At 65.0% G+C, this 16,128-nt stretch carries 16 protein-coding genes and 1 tRNA gene; 10 read left to right on the forward strand and 7 right to left on the reverse strand.

All coding sequences use genetic code 11. From position 1 onward, the window contains the following. Positions 1-111 precede the first annotated feature (111 nt). Both ACVOLQ_RS13310 and wrbA read right to left on the reverse strand, forming a co-directional pair. On the reverse strand, positions 112-456 hold the full coding sequence (locus tag ACVOLQ_RS13310; protein ID WP_481528337.1) for a DUF2069 domain-containing protein: 345 nt from the start codon (positions 454-456) through the stop codon (positions 112-114). Beyond that, complete coding sequence (gene wrbA, locus ACVOLQ_RS13315) at positions 453-1,046, reverse strand: NAD(P)H:quinone oxidoreductase (RefSeq protein WP_313174206.1); 594 nt, start codon at positions 1,044-1,046, stop codon at positions 453-455. Before wrbA ends, ACVOLQ_RS13310 begins: the two co-directional genes overlap by 4 nt. A gap of 78 nt (positions 1,047-1,124) precedes the next feature. On the opposite strand from wrbA, the gene ACVOLQ_RS13320 reads away from it, so the two are divergent. Both ACVOLQ_RS13320 and ACVOLQ_RS13325 read left to right on the forward strand, forming a co-directional pair. Beyond that, positions 1,125-2,399, forward strand: a complete 1,275-nt coding sequence (locus ACVOLQ_RS13320; RefSeq protein ID WP_313174208.1) for a YihY family inner membrane protein — start codon at positions 1,125-1,127, stop codon at positions 2,397-2,399. Then, entirely contained in the window at positions 2,396-2,968 is a 573-nt protein-coding gene (locus tag ACVOLQ_RS13325) for a TlpA family protein disulfide reductase (RefSeq protein WP_313174210.1), read from the forward strand. Before ACVOLQ_RS13320 ends, ACVOLQ_RS13325 begins: the two co-directional genes overlap by 4 nt. Before the next feature lie 326 nt (positions 2,969-3,294). On the opposite strand, the gene ppk2 is transcribed toward ACVOLQ_RS13325, so the two are convergent. The 4 genes from ppk2 to hemA form a co-directional block, all read right to left on the reverse strand. After that, the gene (gene ppk2 / locus ACVOLQ_RS13330) at positions 3,295-4,092 is read right to left on the reverse strand and encodes a polyphosphate kinase 2 (protein WP_481528338.1); all 798 of its coding nucleotides are present in this window, start codon (positions 4,090-4,092) and stop codon (positions 3,295-3,297) included. Between the two features lie 41 nt (positions 4,093-4,133). Beyond that, a complete protein-coding gene (locus tag ACVOLQ_RS13335) occupies positions 4,134-5,846 on the reverse strand; it encodes an O-linked N-acetylglucosamine transferase, SPINDLY family protein (protein WP_481528339.1) in 1,713 nt (570 codons plus the stop codon). A gap of 187 nt (positions 5,847-6,033) precedes the next feature. Beyond that, positions 6,034-7,119 carry a peptide chain release factor 1 gene (gene prfA / locus ACVOLQ_RS13340; RefSeq protein ID WP_481528340.1) on the reverse strand — a complete coding sequence of 362 codons (1,086 nt, stop codon included), beginning with the start codon at positions 7,117-7,119 and terminating at the stop codon, positions 6,034-6,036. Further along, positions 7,097-8,380: a glutamyl-tRNA reductase gene (hemA, locus tag ACVOLQ_RS13345; RefSeq protein WP_313174217.1), complete on the reverse strand. Its 1,284-nt coding sequence runs from the start codon at positions 8,378-8,380 to the stop codon at positions 7,097-7,099. Before hemA ends, prfA begins: the two co-directional genes overlap by 23 nt. A gap of 67 nt (positions 8,381-8,447) precedes the next feature. Here hemA and ACVOLQ_RS13350 point away from each other — a divergent pair, with 67 nt between their 5' ends. From ACVOLQ_RS13350 to ychF, 8 genes are all read left to right on the forward strand, one after another. Then, positions 8,448-10,130, forward strand: coding sequence for a tetratricopeptide repeat protein (locus ACVOLQ_RS13350; RefSeq protein WP_481528341.1), 1,683 nt, complete (start codon positions 8,448-8,450; stop codon positions 10,128-10,130). After that, complete coding sequence (gene lolB / locus ACVOLQ_RS13355; protein WP_313174220.1) at positions 10,127-10,786, forward strand: lipoprotein insertase outer membrane protein LolB; 660 nt, start codon at positions 10,127-10,129, stop codon at positions 10,784-10,786. The genes ACVOLQ_RS13350 and lolB overlap by 4 nt, the downstream gene beginning before the upstream one ends. Next, complete coding sequence (gene ispE / locus ACVOLQ_RS13360) at positions 10,783-11,661, forward strand: 4-(cytidine 5'-diphospho)-2-C-methyl-D-erythritol kinase (protein ID WP_313174222.1); 879 nt, start codon at positions 10,783-10,785, stop codon at positions 11,659-11,661. The genes lolB and ispE overlap by 4 nt, the downstream gene beginning before the upstream one ends. A gap of 3 nt (positions 11,662-11,664) precedes the next feature. Beyond that, positions 11,665-11,741, forward strand: a tRNA-Gln gene (locus ACVOLQ_RS13365). A 107-nt stretch (positions 11,742-11,848) separates the two neighbouring features. Then, a complete protein-coding gene (locus ACVOLQ_RS13370; protein WP_282267136.1) occupies positions 11,849-12,808 on the forward strand; it encodes a ribose-phosphate diphosphokinase in 960 nt (319 codons plus the stop codon). A gap of 105 nt (positions 12,809-12,913) precedes the next feature. Continuing rightward, the gene (locus tag ACVOLQ_RS13375) at positions 12,914-13,516 is read left to right on the forward strand and encodes a 50S ribosomal protein L25/general stress protein Ctc (RefSeq protein ID WP_313174223.1); all 603 of its coding nucleotides are present in this window, start codon (positions 12,914-12,916) and stop codon (positions 13,514-13,516) included. A gap of 53 nt (positions 13,517-13,569) precedes the next feature. After that, positions 13,570-14,151, forward strand: a complete 582-nt coding sequence (gene pth, locus ACVOLQ_RS13380) for an aminoacyl-tRNA hydrolase (RefSeq protein WP_481528342.1) — start codon at positions 13,570-13,572, stop codon at positions 14,149-14,151. 80 nt (positions 14,152-14,231) lie between these two features. Beyond that, positions 14,232-15,323, forward strand: coding sequence for a redox-regulated ATPase YchF (gene ychF, locus ACVOLQ_RS13385; protein WP_481528343.1), 1,092 nt, complete (start codon positions 14,232-14,234; stop codon positions 15,321-15,323). 459 nt (positions 15,324-15,782) lie between these two features. On the opposite strand, the gene ACVOLQ_RS13390 is transcribed toward ychF, so the two are convergent. Continuing rightward, the gene (locus ACVOLQ_RS13390) at positions 15,783-15,962 is read right to left on the reverse strand and encodes a hypothetical protein (protein ID WP_481528344.1); all 180 of its coding nucleotides are present in this window, start codon (positions 15,960-15,962) and stop codon (positions 15,783-15,785) included. Positions 15,963-16,128 lie beyond the last annotated feature (166 nt).

Here is a 16,128-nt window from a genome sequence, read left to right on the forward strand (position 1 = left end):
CGGCGGCCGGCCCCCCCGGCCCACAAATATGGTGGGTGGGGTCGACCCCCCACGGGCGTTCTGGGCGCGCCTCTACAGGGGGATGGCGGTAACGCCCCAACCGGGCTGGGGCTACCGGGCTTTCCTTGCCGCAAAGCGGGCGCGCATGCCGGGTACGCTGACCAGGGCCACGATCAGCAGCGCCAGGAGGATCTCGATCCACGCGTAGAGGGCGGTGTCGCGGTGGCTCCAGGCACTCATCACGCCGTGGCTGAACCAGAACAGCGCCAATACCCCCGCCCAGAAGCGGGCCACAGCGCGCTGTGCCAGCACGCCCAGCAACAACAGTACCGGCGGCGCCACGAATACCAAGGCTACCGCCAGCAGATGGCGGTCGGCGCGGAACCACCACGCATACAGACCGGCCAACAGCGCCAATGCCAAGGCCAGGATCAGATCGCGGCTGCGGCCGCTCATTGCGCCAGACGCCGGGCGATATCGGCGACCCGTCGGCCCAATGCCCGTGCCAACACCGCTTCATCGTCGGTGGGCTGCGGATCATCCTGGCTGCCGGCCACATGGCTGGCGCCATACGGCGTGCCGCCGCTGCGGGTGTGGCTCAGTGCCGGCTCGGTGAACGGGATGCCGACGATCAGGCAGCCGTGGTGCAACAGCGGCAGGTGCATCGACAACAGGGTCGATTCCTGGCCGCCGTGCATCGAGGCGGTGGAGGTGAACACTGCCGCCGGCTTGCCGGCGAGAGTGCCGTTGACCCATTCCGCGCCCAGGCCATCGAGGAAGTGTTTGACCGGTGCGGCCATGTTGCCGAAGCGGGTGGGGCTGCCCAGCACGATGCCGTCGCACTCGGCCAGGTCGGCGATCTCCACATAGGGTGCGCCGTCGTCGGGCACTGGCGGGGCGCTGGTCTGGGTGACAGCGGCGACCGGAGGTACGGTGCGCAGGCGGGCGCTCATGCCCGGCACCTCGCCGATACCGCGGGCGATCTGCCGCGCCAGCCGGGCCACCGAACCGCCACGGCTGTAGTAAAGCACCAGGATTTCCGCCATCACACCGTTCGCTCAATCATGCAGGAACCGGCAGTATCAACGATGCGGGCCGCGCTTTGCATCGGGTACCCTTGCCAAATGGAACCTTTGGATTCACTCAACCTATGGATGGAGCGCCTGCGGGACCGTGCGCGCAACGTCAGCTTCGGGCGCTTCCTGTGGAAGCGCTTCATTGATGATCGCCTGTTCCAGGCTGCCGGTTCGCTGGCCTACACCACGGTGTTCGCGCTGGTGCCGTTGGCCATCGTGGTATTCGGGGTGCTGTCCGCGTTCCCCATGTTCGATCGCTGGAGCGAGGCGCTCAGCGACTATGTGTTCTCCAACTTCGTGCCGTCGGCGGCGCGCGCGGCCGAAGGGTATCTGCGGCAGTTCTCGGCCAGCGCCGGGCAGCTGACAGCTGCCGGCTTCCTGGCCCTGGTGGTATCGCTGCTGATCACCCTCAACAGCGTCGAACAGACCTTCAACCGCATCTGGCGGGTCGCCTCGGCGCGGCCACAGCTGACCCGCTTCCTGGTCTATTGGACGGTGCTTACCCTGGGCGCCTTGCTGGCCGCCGCCTCGTTGGCGATCTCGGCCAAAGTGTTGTCGCTGCCCTTGTTCGGTACGACCGAGGGCCGCTGGTTGGCCGACCTCGGCTTGCGGCTGGCGCCGGTGCTGATCGAATTCGTCTGTGTGGTGCTGATCTACCGGGTGGTGCCGCACCATACCGTGAAGTGGCGCCACGCCATTCCCGGCGCACTGTTGGCGGTGCTGATGCTGGAGCTGGTGAAATGGGGCATGGGCCTGTACCTGGGCAGCTTCCAGTCCTATCAGAAGCTCTACGGCACGGTGGCGTTCGTGCCGATCCTGTTGCTGTGGATCTACCTGAGTTGGGTCTCGGTGCTGCTGGGCGCATCGCTGGCCTCATCGGTGGCCGCATTCCGCTACCAGCCGGCGGCATTGCGGTTGCCGCAGGGCTGCGAGCTGTATGGCCTGCTGCGGTTGTTGGGACGGTTCCGTGAGGCGCGGCAGCAAGGGCAGGGGCTGGATGAAGACCAGCTGTTGCTGCTGGAACCCATGCTCACCGACTCCCTGCTGCAGCAATTGCTGGAGCAGATGGAAGTCATTGGCGTGCTGCGCCGTGACGAGCGCGGTGAATGGCTGCTGGCGCGTGACCTGGACAGCATCAGCCTGCATGAGCTGTACGAAAGCTCGCAGCTGCGTATACCGGCCGCCGAGGAATACCTGCCGATGCGCGAGGACAGCCTCGGGCAAGCGGCCTGCAACGCCCTGGATCAACTACGTCTGCCGTTGCGCGAACTGCTCAAGCGCCGGGTGGATGACATCTATGTAGAGCGCGGAGAGAGTCGATGATCAAGAAGTTTGTTCCCGTCGCGCTGCTGGCGTTGGCCTTGGCTGCGTGCAAGCCGGCGCAGACACCTGCCGCTGCACCGGCTGCCGCACCCGATGCAGCGGTCGCACCGGCTGCCGCTGAGACGGCCCAGCCCAGCGTGGTCCAGCAGACGGTGGAAATACCGCAACTGCAGGTGCCAACCGTGGATGGCAAGACCTATGACCTGGCCAGTCACCGTGGGCAATGGGTGGTGGTGAATTTCTGGGCCACCTGGTGCGCGCCGTGCCTGCAGGAAATGCCGGAGCTGTCGGCGCTGCACGCCATGCGCAGCAATGTGGAAGTGGTTGGCCTGGCCTATGAGGACATCGAACTGGACGAGATGCAGGCCTTCCTGAAGGAACATCCGGTGGCCTATCCGATCGCCATCATCGATACCTTCAGCCCGCCCAAGGACTTCGCCACGCCGCGTGGCTTGCCGATGACCTACCTGATCGGGCCGGACGGCAAGGTGGCCCGGCAGTTCCTGGGGCCGGTGAATGCGCAGGAAATCGAGCAAGCGATTGTGGCTGCCGGGGGTAAGGCGGTTTAAGGGGATGGTGGTTTTCCGTGTGTTGGGGCTTCGAGGCGGGAGCGAGAAGCTTTGAGGCCAAGAGCACCCCTCCCCAGCCCTCCCCTTCGCTGCGCGAAAGGGAGGGGGCAAGAGCAGCGCCGCGACCCTCTGGCAGAGCGCCGCGACCCTCTGACAGATTGCCAAGAACCGCTCCCTCCCTTTCGCGCAGCGAAGGGGAGGGTTGGGGAGGGGTAGCTTTTCAGCTCTCCACACAATGCCAACTCCGCGGCTTATGCCGCTCCTACGGCATTGTCGGTAAAGCTCCTGCCGAGCATGGCTCGGCACTACAGGGAACCGGAGGCGGGCTACGGTTTGGCTGCTTCTTCATCCACCGCAAACGGCGTAATCGGCTTCACCACGCCGTACTTCTCCTTCTTCGGTTTGCCCGGCAGCGGTGGCAGTTCAATCACCGCTTCGTCGATGTGGGTATCGGGCAGGCGATCCAGCAGGTCGCGTATCAGGGTCAGGCGGCCATGCTTCTGGTCATTGAAATCCACCAGCGTCCACGGTGCATGAACGCTGTGGGTGGCCTCGAGCATGGCTTCGCGGGCCTGGGTGTAGGCGCTGTATTCCTGCCGCGATTTCAGGTCGATCGGTGACAGCTTCCAGCCTTTGAGCGGGTCGTCGCGACGCTCGGCAAAGCGCTTTTCCTGCTGTTCCTGATCCACGCACAACCAGTACTTGAACAGCAGGATGCCATCGTCGACCAGCAGCTTTTCGAACGCAGGGGCCTGCTTGAGGAAGGCCTTGTACTGCGCATCGGTGCAGTAGCCCATCACCTTCTCCACGCCGGCGCGGTTGTACCAGCTGCGGTCCATCAGCACGATCTCGCCGGCGGCGGGCAGGTGCGCGATATGGCGCTGGAAATACCACTGGCTGTCTTCGCGTTCGCTGGGCTTGGGCAGGGCCACCACCCGGCACTGGCGTGGATTGACGTGTTTGGCGATGTCCTGGATGACGCCGCCCTTGCCGGCGGTATCGCGGCCCTCGAACAACACCAGTACACGCTGCCCGCAGTGCTGGGCCCAGCGGGCCATGTTGGCCAGTTCCAGCTGCATCGGTTCCAGCAACGCTTCGTACTGTTTGCGCTTGAGCTTGCCCATGGTCACTCCTTGTGGAACGCCGAGCCTAACCCAATCGGATGTCAGTCGATGTCTGCACCACGCCAGCCGTGGTCGCCGGCCAGCTGTTGCAGCAGCTGGGCCAGGTCACTGGCGAAGCCGGCCATGTCGAACAGGCTGCTCTGTTTCCGTGCCTGCGCCAGTCGCTGCCGTGCAGCCTGCAGGGCGTTGGGGTCATTGCCCAGCGCAATCGCGGTGGTGACGAAGGATTGGTCATCGGCGACATTCATCTCGTCCATGCCGAGGTGATGGTTGAGGCTGCCGGCCACCCGCGCGGCAAACGTGCTGCCGGGTGCGGTCAGCACCGGACAACCGGCCCACAGCGCATCGGAGGCCGTGGTGTGGGCGTTATACGGGTGTGTGTCCAGGAACAGGTCGGCATGCTGGTAACGGGCCAGATATTGCGGATGCGGCAGCTTGTGCATGAACACCAGGCGCGCCGGGTCCACGCCGCGTCGGCGCGCGACCTCCTGCAGGCGTTGGTCGGCCTTGCCTGGACCGGACAGCAGCCATAACACACTGTCTGGCACGCCCAGCAGCACCTGCAACAGGCGTTCGACGCTGCGCGGATTGAGCTTGTAGCTGTTGTTGAAGCAACAGAACACCACGCCGGCGTCCGGTAATCCGCAGTCAGCGCGCGAGGGCGGGGGCTGAACAATGCGGGTGTTGTCCGAGGGCTGGAAGGCACGCGGCAGGCGCAGCACCTTTTCGCTGAAGCCGGATTCCAATGCGGGCGGCAACACGAACGCATCGGCGACGACGTAGTCGATCCACGGCGCACCGGACGTGCCGGGATAGGCCAGCCAGTTCAACTGCAGCGGTGCCGGGTGCATGGCCAGCACTTCGGGTGTGCCACCGCCGCCCCAGCCGCGCAGGTCGAGCAGCAGGTCGATGCCAGCGGCGCGGATGCGCTGGGCAATCGTTGCATGTGCTTGGTTGCTGAGGTCGTGCAACTGCCCGACCGCTGCCTGCAGGCGTCGGCGGATGCCGCTGCCATCGTCGCTGTTGAGCGCAAAAAGATGTGTCTGCAATTGCGGATGTGCGCGCAACTGCTCGAACAATGCGACTGTCAGCAGCCCGGTCGGGTGCGCGCCGAAGCCGTTGGAAAGAAAGCCCACGCGCAGTGCGCCCTGTGCACGAACCTGCGTTGCAGGCAGGCGCGGAATGGCTTGGGCAAGCACGCCGGCACGTTGCCGCGCACAGGCCAGTTGTTCGGCGGCGCTGGCGTCCTCGCTGAGGAAGGCAAAAGGCTCCACGGCGGGATTGCCTTGCGCGACCGCGCGACGCACCTGTTGCGAAAGTTCATCGATATCGCGCCAGTCGCAGAGCCGGCGCTGCCAGTTCAGGCGCTGTGCGGCCATATAGGCCTCGTCCGGTGCCAGCGCATGCGCGCGTCGATAGGCGTCAGCGGCGGCTTCGGGCTGGTTGGCATCTTCCAGTACATGACCCAGCCACAAGGCCATGCCTGGGTGCTGCGGGGCGAGCTGGCAGGCTTGCTGCAACAGTGCGGCGGCTTCCTCATGCCTGCCTTGCATCCAACGCGCGCGGCCAAGACGGGCGAGGGCTTCGGGGTGCTGCGGTCGCAGTTGCAGTGCTCTGGATGCCGCCGCCTCACCTGCGCGTACATCGCCCGCACCAAGTTCTGCGTCGGCCAGCATTACCCAGGCGATGAAGTCACCGGGTTGGCGGCTGACGGCATGGCGGAGCTGGTCGCGTTCGTTGAGGGCGTTGGTCATTGTGCTGGCTTTGCCCCCTCCCTTGCGCGTAGCGCAGGAGAGGGCTGGGGAGGGGTAGGTTTTTGATTTTGCTATGGGCTGGCGACCAAGGCCAAATCCAGAGGCAGTAGCGAAGGCCAATGCCAAAAAGCCAAAAGCTACCCCCTCCCCAACCCTCCCCTATGCTGCGCATAAGGGAGGGAGCGTATTAGGTCCCTTCCGCCAAACGCGCCAGCTCATCCACCTGGTGTTCGTGCTGCAAGCGTGCGATCAGGTCGTCGAGGCCGCCTTCGATGATGTTGGGCAGGTCGTACAGGGTCAGGCCTTCGACGCGGTGGTCGGTGATGCGGCCCTGCGGGAAGCTGTAGGTGCGGATGCGCTGGCTGCGGTCGCCACTGCCTACCTGCAGGCGGCGCGATTCGGCCTGGGCAGCGGCCTGCTTGCTGCGCTCGGCATCCAGCAACTGCGCCTTCAGCCGCTTCATCGCCTTGTCGCGGTTGGCGTGCTGGCTGCGCTCGGTCTGGCATTCCACCACCACGCCGGTGGGGACGTGGGTGATGCGGATCGCCGACTCGGTCTTGTTGACGTGCTGGCCGCCGGCGCCGGAGGAACGGAACGTGTCCACCTTCAGGTCCGCCGGGTTGATCACCACGTCTTCGACATCGTCGGCCTCGGGGATGATTGCTACCGTCGCTGCCGAGGTGTGGATGCGGCCCTGCGATTCGGTGGCCGGCACGCGCTGCACACGGTGCGTGCCGGATTCGAACTTCAGCTTCGAATAGGCGCCGCGACCAACCACGCGTGCCACGATTTCCTTGTAGCCGCCGTGTTCGCCGGGATTGTCGGATTCGATTTCCACCTTCCAGCCCTGACGCTCGGCATAGCGGGCGTACATGCGGAACAGGTCGCCGGCAAAAATCGCCGCTTCGTCACCGCCGGTGCCGGCACGCACTTCCAGGAACAGGTTGCCTTCGTCGCGCGGGTCACGCGGCACCAGCAGCAGCGCCAGCTCTTCGTCCAATGCCTGCAGGCGCGCCTGGGCGGCGCCGATTTCCTCCTCGGCCAGCTCGCGCAGTTCCGGGTCGTTGCGCATGGCTTCGGCCGAGGCCAGATCGTCCAGCGCACGGGCTTCGTTCGCCAATGCAGTGGCGATGGGTTCCAGTTGCGAGAACTCACGGGAAAAATTGCGGAAGCGCTCGTTGTCGGCGACCACGTCCGGGTCGGAAAGCAGGCGTTCCAGTTCTTCTCGGCGCTCGGCCAGTGCCAGCAGCTTACGGCGCAGGGTCGGCGTCATCATTCCTCGCAGCGGGGTGGTGATACCCGGGGGCGGCCGGGAACAGGCGCTCGGCGGCGCGGGTGAGGTCGGTATCGCCTTCCTGCGCGGCTTGGCGCAGGGCGGCGGTGGGCGGATGCAGCAGGCGGTTGGTCAGGCCGTGCGCCAGCTGCTCCAGTACTTCGTCGGGCAGTTTGCCATGGGCCAGCTGTTGCCGGGCCTTGGCCAGCAGTTCGGCGCGGGTCGCCTCGCCAAACGCACGCAGCTGCCGGATCGGTGCCTGCAGGCGGGTGGCGCGCAGGTTCTCCAGATAGCGGGTGACCTGCAGGTCGATGATGGATTCAGCCTCGGCGGCGGCTTCGCGGCGGCCGCGGCGGTTTTCCTCCACGGCCCGTTCCAGATCGTCCACGGTGTACAGATAGGCGTCGGCCAGGGTGCCGACCTCGGCTTCGATATCGCGCGGCACGGCCAGGTCGAACAGCAGCATCGGCTTGTGCCGGCGCAAGCGCAGTGCGTTGGCGACCTGACGGTGCAGGATCACCGGCTCGCGCGCGGCCGTGGCCGAGAACACCACGTCGGCTTCGCCCAGGTGGCGCTCCAGCTCGGTCAAGGGCAGCGCCACGCCGCCGTGACGGCTGGCCAGGTCCTGCGCATTGGCCACGGTACGGTTGGCGATCAGCAGTCGCTTCACCTTGGCATCGCTCAGGTGCTTGGCGACCAGTTCCATGGTTTCGCCGGCGCCGACCAGCAGCACAGTGGATTCATCCATGCGCGCAAACGAGTCCTGCGCCAGCCGCACCGCGGTGGAGGCCACCGAGATCGGATTGGCGCCGACGCGGGTGTCGGTGCGGGCACGCTTGGCCACGGAGAAGGTCTGCTGGAACAACCGGTCCAATTGTTGCCCGATCGCGCCGCTGTCGTGGGCCAGTGCCCAGGCATCCTTGACCTGGCCCAGGATCTGCGGCTCGCCCAGCACCATCGAGTCCAGCCCGGTGGCGACCCGGAACAGGTGGCGCACCGCCTCAGCGTCGCTGTGCTGGTAGAGATAGCCCTGCAGACTGCCAGCGTGGTGTTCCAGCCACTGGCTCAGGGCCTTGCTGTCCTCGGCAACGGCGTACAGTTCGGTGCGGTTGCAGGTGGACAGGAGCACCGCCTCGGCCAGTTGCGGGGTCTGCCGCAATGAATCCATCGCCCGCGGCAAGGCGTCTCCGCCAAAGGCAGCGCGTTCGCGCAGTTCTACCGGCGCAGTCTGGTGATTCAGTCCGAGCACCCACAGGGTCATCTGTTCAGTTGCTTGCGATAAGCTGCTGGCTGTTGAAGGCCGCCATTTTACGGCCCGGTTGCGCCAGATGCCCGTATTCAATCGCATATGCACCGTTCTGTTGCTTTCCCTGCCGGTTTTTCCGGTGCTGGCGGCCCCGGCTGCGCCTGTCCGGACGCCGTTGGCGGCTGAAGGCCTGCCGCTGACCCCGGTGCTGGCCGGTGAGTTCTCGCTGCAGGCTGGCAAGTTGCCCGATGCCGCCCGCTGGTACCTGCAGGCCGCCCAGGAAGCCAAGGGCGACGTGGGGCTGGCCGAGCGCGCCACCCGCATCGCCATGCTGGCCGATGACGCCGACCGCGCGGAGCAGGCGTTGGCGCTGTGGGCCCAACGCGACCCCGGCTCGGTAGCGGTGCGCGGCACCCGCGGTGCGCTGGCCATGCGCAATGGCGACGCCAGGCTGGCCCGCAAGGAGTTGTTGGCGGTGCTGCGCTCCCCTGAACCGCGGGCCTGGCGTTACGCGCTGCTGGCGCTTGCAACTGGCGGCCGCGACCCGGCGGTGCCGGCGCAGGTGCTGGGCATGCTGGTGGACGCCAATGCGATCCCCAATGATCTGGAGGCCTGGCAGGAATTTGGCCGGTTGGCCCTGCGCATGGAACGACCGGAGTTGTCGCGGCGGATGGTCGGCGAGGTGGTCCGGCGCTTCCCGGATGAGCCGCGGGTGGCGTTGCTGCATGCCTCCCAGCTCAACCAGGCTGGCAAGAAGGACGAGGCGCTGGCCCTGCTCAAGGGCATCGAGCCGAAGGCGGAGAAGGACGACGAGCTGCGCGGCGCGCTGGCCATCGCCTATGACACCCTGGGTGAGACCGCCGCTGCCGAGCATGTGCTGTCGGTAGGTGAACAGAACCTGCAGAGCTGGGGCATGCGTGCCTCGCTGCTGGCCAAACAGAAGGACGATGTGGCGCTGTTGGCGCTGTATCAGGACATCGCGGCAAAGGCCAGCAAGCCGGACCCCGACCAGCGCCTGCTGCTGGGCAAGATTGCCGAATATCTGAAGCGCTACCAGGAGGCGGTGGATTGGTATCACGGTGTGCCTGGTGGCGAGCATCGCGGTGAGGCACAGCTGCGTGCGGTGAACGCGCTGCACCTGATGGGTGACAAGGCGCGCGCTGCCAAGGAAGTGCAAGCCGTGCAGGCCGATGCCTCGCTGGACGACGATGTGCGCCGCGACGCCTACCTGCTGGAGTCCGAGCTGCAACTGCGTGATGGCGAAACCAAGGCCGAGTTCGATGTGCTGGCCCGTGGCCTGGCTGCGTTCCCGGATGACAGCGCCTTGCTGTACGCCCGCGCGCTGGCCTGGGAGCGCAACGACAATGTGCCGCGCGCCGAGGCGGACCTGCGCAAGGTGCTGGTGGCCGAGCCGGAGAACGTGGCAGCGTTGAACGCGCTGGGCTACACCCTGGCCGACCGCACCCAGCGCTACCAGGAAGCATTGGAGCTGATCGACCGTGCACGCGTGGCCGAGCCGGACAATGCGGCCATCGTCGACAGTTACGGTTGGGTGTTGTATCGGCTGGGCCGCAACGATGAGGCGCTGGTGCATCTGCGCCGTGCCTGGACCTTGAACAAGGACCCGGAAATCGCTGCACACGTAGGCGAAGTGTTGTGGGTGCTGGGGCAGAAAGACGAGGCCAGGCGCTTCTTCGATGAGGCCCGCAAACTGGATCCGGATAACCGCGCGCTGCAGCGTGCGATCGAAAAGTTGGGTGCATGAACGTATTGATGTGGCGGGCGCCGTTGGCGCTGCTGGTGGTAGGTGCGCTCGCGGCCTGTGGTTCGGTGCCCAAGCGCCAGGCGACACCGGTCGCGGCTGAGGTTTCGCAGGTGTCGGCGCAGGCGCAGGCGGCAGAGCAGCAACGCCAGGCTGCCTTGCAGGCGCAGCCGAACTGGTCGTTCCAGGGCCGGGTGGCGATCAGCAAGGGCCGCAATGGTGGCAACGGCCGGATCGACTGGTTGCAGCAGGGGCCTGCCTACCAGGTCAGTCTGGCCGCGCCGGTCACCCGGCAGAGCTGGCAGCTCAGCGGTGGCGCCCCAGGGCAGGTGGTGCGCCTGGAAGGACTGGAAGGCGGACCGCGCACGGCCGATGACGCCGGCGAACTGCTCTTGCAGGCTACTGGCTGGGAGATTCCGGTCGCCCAACTGGCCGAGTGGGTGCGTGGTCTACCAACTGCGGGCACAAGTCCGGAACACCTCGGTTTCGACGCTGAAGGGCGGCCGCGGGTGCTCCGCCAGCAAGGTTGGCAGGTGGATTACCTGGACTGGTACCCGGCCGATGCCGGGCGCCCGTCGCTGCCGCGCCGGATCGAGGCGGTCAATGGCGATGCCAAGGTCCGCCTGATCGTGGATGAATGGGGATCGGACGCACCATGACTGCCGTAGCTGACGAAGCGGGTTGGTCGTACTGGCCGGCCCCGGCCAAGCTGAACCTGTTCCTGCATATCACCGGTCGGCGCGCGGATGGTTATCACGTGCTGCAGACGGTGTTCCGGTTGCTGGACTGGGGCGATCGGATTGGCCTGCGCCTGCGCGAGGACGGTCAGGTGCGCCGCAAGGGCGCTTCCGTGGCCGGCGTTGCAGAGGCTGATGATCTGGTGGTTCGTGCTGCCATTGCGCTGAAAAATGCGACCAATTGCGGGAAAGGTGTCGATATCCGGGTTGAAAAGCGGATTCCTGCCGGTGGTGGCTTTGGGGGTGGTTCGTCAGATGCTGCGACCGTGCTGGTCGCGCTGAACGCGTTGTGGGGTACCGGTCTGGATGAGGATGCGCTGGCAGCCCTTGGCGTGTGCCTGGGGGCCGATGTGCCGGTCTTCGTGCGCGGACGCAGTGCCTGGGCCGAAGGCGTGGGCGAATTGCTGACCCCGCTTGAACTGCCGGAAGCATGGTATTTGCTGGTGGATCCGGGGGTTCACGTGCCCACGGCTGAACTTTTCCGTTCACAGCATTTGACGCGGGATGCCAAGCCCGTGAAAATAGCGGACTTCGCTTCCGGGACCGTCCTCGGAAATGCGTTCGAGCCGGTACTACGGCGCCAGGAACCTGCCATCGAGGCGACGTTCCAGGCCTTGTCAGGTATTGGTCGGGCACGACTCACGGGGTCGGGAAGCGGTTGTTTCGTCGAATTCGCCACGCGCGCTGCTGCAGAGCAGGCCTTGGCGGAATTGCCGCCACAACTGCGGGCTTGGGTAGCTGCGGGTGTTGATCGCTCGCCACTGCTTGATGCGCTGGAAACGACGGGAATTGTTTGATGCAGGGGCGTCGCCAAGAGGCCCAAGGCACCAGGTTTTGATCCTGGCATTCGTAGGTTCGAATCCTACCGCCCCTGCCACGCACTCCCACGGCTGTAAGCGCAAAGGATGTGCGCGAGACATACACGCGCCATCGCTGCAGTAACCACGTTTCCTTCGCTACTCGCCCACGCCCGAGAGAGCTGTCATGCAAGATTCCCCGAACCTGCTGGTCTTTTCCGGCAATGCCAACAAACCTCTTGCACAGAGCATCTGCAAGGAACTCGGGGTAAGACCAGGCAAGGCGCTGGTTTCCAAGTTCTCCGACGGTGAAGTACAGGTCGAGATCCAGGAGAACGTGCGCAAGCAGGACGTTTTCGTCGTTCAGCCCACCGGTGCTCCGAGTGCGGAGAACCTGATGGAGCTGCTGGTGATCATCGACGCGCTCAAGCGCGCGAGCGCCGCCTCCGTCACCGCGGTGGTGCCGTACTTCGGTTACGCCCGCCAGGATCGCCGCATGCGCTCCTCGCGCGTGCCGATCACCGCCAAGGTTGCAGCAAAAATGTTCTCGGCCGTGCACACCGACCAGATCCTCACGGTCGACCTGCACGCCGATCAGATCCAGGGTTTCTTCGACATGCCGGTCGACAACGTCTATGCCTCGCCGCTGCTGCTGGCGGACATCTGGCGCGTCTACGGCACCGACAACCTGATCGTGGTCAGCCCGGACGTAGGCGGCGTGGTGCGCGCCCGCGCCGTGGCAAAGCGCCTGGATGATGCCGACCTGGCCATCATCGACAAGCGCCGTCCGCGTGCCAACGTCGCCACCGTGATGAACATCATCGGTGACGTCGAAGGCAAGACCTGCGTCATGGTCGACGACATCGTCGACACCGCCGGCACCCTGTGTGCTGCCGCTGCTGCCCTCAAGGCGCGCGGTGCACTGAAGGTCGCAGCGTACTGCACCCACGCTGTGCTCTCGGGCCCGGCCGTGGACAATTTGAACAACTCCCAGCTCGACGAGCTGGTGGTGACCGACACGATCCCGCTTTCCGAAGTGGCCCGCGTCTGTCCCAAGATCCGCCAGATCAGCGTGGCCGAAATGCTGGCCGAGACGATGCGCCGCATCGCTTTCGGTGAGTCGGTCAGCTCGATGTACGTGGATTGATGCATCCGGTCCCCGGTTCGCCGGGGATCACATCAGGCTCTTCTGGTCGCGGAAGAGTCTCTACGCAGCGCCGCGAGGCGGTGCAACAACCTAGAGTAGTCAACAATGGCAAAGTCTCACGAAATCAAAGTCGCTCGTCGTGACGTGCAAGGTCAGGGTGCGAGCCGCCGCCTGCGTCACGAAGGCGTGGTCCCGGGCATCGTTTACGGTGGTGACAAGGAGCCGGTGAAGGTCCAGTTCAACCACAACGAAATCTGGCTGGCCCAGTTCAACGATTGGTTCTACTCGTCGATCATCGACCTGAACCTCGACGGCACCCTGCACAAGGTGCTGCTGCGTGACATGCAGCGTCACCCGTACAAGCAGCTGGTCATGCACCTGGATTTCCAGCGCGTGAACGAGAATGAAGTGCTGCACGCTTCGGTGCCGCTGACCTTCATCAACGAAGACACCTCGCCGGCTGGCAAGTCCGCCGACGTGCTGGTCACCCACGAACTGAAGGAAGTGGCGATTGCCTGCTTGCCGAAGGACCTGCCGCAGTCGATCGAAGTCGACCTGGGCGAGCTGAAGGCTGGCGACATCATCTACCTGTCGGGCCTGAAGCTGCCGGCCGGCGTGGAAATCCCGGCACTGAAGCTGGGCAAGGGCCATGACGACGCCGTTGTCATCGCCAAGACCGCCGCTGCAGAAGAAGCAGCAGCCGAGTAATCGGCGATGTTGCGCCCGCTCTTCGGGGCGGGCGCAGCAGGTGTATCTGACAGATGACTGGCTTGCGATTGATCGTTGGTCTGGGCAACCCCGGACCCGAACACGCCCGGACCCGGCACAATGCCGGGTTTCATTTCGTTGAGGCCCTGGCAGAGCGGCAGGGCGCGCGCTGGGCGCTGGAAAGCAAATTGTTTGGCGAAGTCGCCAAGGTCGAGATTGCCGGGCAGCCGGTATGGCTGTTGAAGCCGGCGACCTATATGAACCTGTCTGGCAAATCGGTCACCGCCGCGCAGCGGTTCTGGAAGATCGAGCCGGAACAGACCCTGCTTGCACACGACGAACTGGACATGCCGCCCGGCGTGGCCCGGCTCAAGTTCGACGGCGGCCACGGTGGTCAGAATGGCTTGCGTGACACCATCCGCCTGCTCGGTCATGGCAAGTTCCATCGCCTGCGTCTTGGCATTGGTCATCCCGGTCACAAGGACCGCGTGGTGGGCTGGGTGCTGGGCCGTCCGTCGCCGGAGGACGCTGTGCTGATGGCACAGGCCATCGATGCGGCCATCGACGTGATGCCGTTGGCGGTAGCTGGCGATTACAGCGAAGCAATGAAGCGTCTACACACCAACGGGAAGTAGGGAATGGGGAATGGGGAATCGGAAGGCTGCGTGCTTTCCAATTCTCCATTCCCGATTCTCCATTCCCGAGGGACAGCACCATGGGTATCAAATGCGGCATCGTCGGTCTGCCCAACGTCGGCAAGTCGACCCTGTTCAATGCGCTGACCAAGGCGGGTATCGCTGCGGCCAACTTCCCGTTCTGCACGATCGAGCCGAACACCGGCGTGGTGCCTGTGCCGGATCCGCGCCTTGAGGCGCTGGCAGCCATCGTCAAGCCCGAGCGGGTGATCCCGACCACGATGGAGTTCGTCGACATCGCCGGCCTGGTCGCCGGTGCGTCCAAGGGTGAAGGCCTGGGCAACAAGTTCCTGGCCCACATCCGCGAGACCGACGCCATCGCCCACGTGGTGCGTTGCTTCGAGGACGGTAACGTCATCCACGTCGCCAACAAGGTCGACCCGATCGCCGACATCGAAACCATCGATACCGAGCTGGCGCTGGCCGACCTGGAATCGGTGCTGAAGGCACTGGATCGCGCCACCCGCGCGGCCAAGGCCAATGACAAGGACGCGCTGGCCCGCAAGCCGGTGCTGGAAAAGCTGGCATCGACGCTGGATCAGGGCAAGTCGGCACGTTCGGCTGGCCTTGATGCTGATGAGAGGGCACTGATCCGCGACATGTTCCTGATCACCCTCAAGCCGCTGATGTACATCGCCAACGTGGCCGAGGATGGTTTCGAGAACAACCCGCACCTGGATGCGGTGCGCGCGCGTGCCGAAGCCGAAGGCGCCGAGGTGGTGCCGGTGTGTGCGGCGATCGAGGAAGAACTGGCGCAGCTGGAAGACGCCGACCGCGACGAGTTCCTCAAGGACCTCGGCCTGGACGAGCCGGGTCTGAACCGCGTGATCCGCGCCGGTTACAAGCTGCTCGGCCTGCAGACCTATTTCACCGCAGGTGTGAAGGAAGTCCGCGCATGGCAGCTGCGCGCGGGCTCCACCGCCCCGCAGGCTGCCGGCGTGATCCACACCGACTTCGAGCGTGGCTTCATCCGTGCCGAAACCATCGCCTACGACGATTTCATCAACCTCAAGGGTGAGCAGGGCGCCAAGGAAGCCGGCCGCCTGCGCCTGGAAGGCAAGGACTACATCGTCAAGGAAGGCGACGTGCTGCACTTCCGCTTCAACGTCTGATCCTTCGCGACGTTGCTGCAGCCACAAGGCCCCGCATTGCGGGGCCTTGTCGTATCTGCGGTTTGTAGCCTGGCCAATATTTCGCCATGAATTTGAAAGCCTTGCAGCGCAAGGCCTGCGGGCGGTTGTCCACAGTCTTCTCCATCCATTGCACACAGCGGCTGTGGAGAATTACTCGGCATAGCAGAGTTGCTTGCAGGAGCGACGTAAGCCGCGAAGCTGGCATTCCTGCAGCGCCGGGAGACTGCGCCACCCGATGATCTGCGTGCTTCGCGGCTTACGCCGCTCCTACAAAAAAGCCGCATGCCGTTGTTGTAGTGCGTTGGCTAAAAATTCACCAGAATTTTGAAGGCCTTGCAGCGCAAGGCCTGTAGACGGTTGTCCACAACCTTCTCCAGCCATTGCGCACAGCGCTTGTGGAGAACCCGATAAGCCGGGTGGCTGCTTGCAGGAGCGGCGTCAGCCGCGAAGCTGGCATTCCTGCAGTCCCCGGAGACTGCGCCACCTGATGATGTGCCTGCTTCGCGGCTTACGCCGCTCCCACAAAAAAAGCCGCACGCCTTCGTTGTAGTGCAGTGGCGAAAAATTCACCGCCATTTTGAAAGCCTTGCAGCGCAAGGCCTGCAGGCGGTTGTCCACAGCCTTCTCCATCCATTGCACACAGCGGCTGTGGAGAAGAATTGCCGTTGTGCCTGCCTGGCCGCGATGCGCTCCAGCTTCTGCTGGCAGCTGAAGCCGGACGGGCGCAAGCCGCACGAACAACAAGGCCCGCCAGTGGCGGGCCTTGTTGCGGAACGGCGTGGCG

The organism is Stenotrophomonas sp. STEN031, from assembly GCF_056759975.1.

Excerpts from the sequence above, each read along its gene's own strand:
- ACVOLQ_RS13310 (WP_481528337.1), bottom strand. The coding sequence starts at position 456 with ATGAGCGGCCGCAGCCGCGATCTGATCCTGGCCTTGGCATTGGCGCTG.
- wrbA (WP_313174206.1), bottom strand. The coding sequence starts at position 1,046 with ATGGCGGAAATCCTGGTGCTTTACTACAGCCGTGGCGGTTCGGTGGCC.
- ACVOLQ_RS13320 (WP_313174208.1), top strand. The coding sequence starts at position 1,125 with ATGGAACCTTTGGATTCACTCAACCTATGGATGGAGCGCCTGCGGGAC.
- ACVOLQ_RS13325 (WP_313174210.1), top strand. The coding sequence starts at position 2,396 with ATGATCAAGAAGTTTGTTCCCGTCGCGCTGCTGGCGTTGGCCTTGGCT.
- ppk2 (WP_481528338.1), bottom strand. The coding sequence starts at position 4,092 with ATGGGCAAGCTCAAGCGCAAACAGTACGAAGCGTTGCTGGAACCGATG.
- ACVOLQ_RS13335 (WP_481528339.1), bottom strand. The coding sequence starts at position 5,846 with ATGACCAACGCCCTCAACGAACGCGACCAGCTCCGCCATGCCGTCAGC.
- prfA (WP_481528340.1), bottom strand. The coding sequence starts at position 7,119 with ATGACGCCGACCCTGCGCCGTAAGCTGCTGGCACTGGCCGAGCGCCGA.
- hemA (WP_313174217.1), bottom strand. The coding sequence starts at position 8,380 with ATGACCCTGTGGGTGCTCGGACTGAATCACCAGACTGCGCCGGTAGAA.
- ACVOLQ_RS13350 (WP_481528341.1), top strand. The coding sequence starts at position 8,448 with ATGCCCGTATTCAATCGCATATGCACCGTTCTGTTGCTTTCCCTGCCG.
- lolB (WP_313174220.1), top strand. The coding sequence starts at position 10,127 with ATGAACGTATTGATGTGGCGGGCGCCGTTGGCGCTGCTGGTGGTAGGT.
- ispE (WP_313174222.1), top strand. The coding sequence starts at position 10,783 with ATGACTGCCGTAGCTGACGAAGCGGGTTGGTCGTACTGGCCGGCCCCG.
- ACVOLQ_RS13370 (WP_282267136.1), top strand. The coding sequence starts at position 11,849 with ATGCAAGATTCCCCGAACCTGCTGGTCTTTTCCGGCAATGCCAACAAA.
- ACVOLQ_RS13375 (WP_313174223.1), top strand. The coding sequence starts at position 12,914 with ATGGCAAAGTCTCACGAAATCAAAGTCGCTCGTCGTGACGTGCAAGGT.
- pth (WP_481528342.1), top strand. The coding sequence starts at position 13,570 with ATGACTGGCTTGCGATTGATCGTTGGTCTGGGCAACCCCGGACCCGAA.
- ychF (WP_481528343.1), top strand. The coding sequence starts at position 14,232 with ATGGGTATCAAATGCGGCATCGTCGGTCTGCCCAACGTCGGCAAGTCG.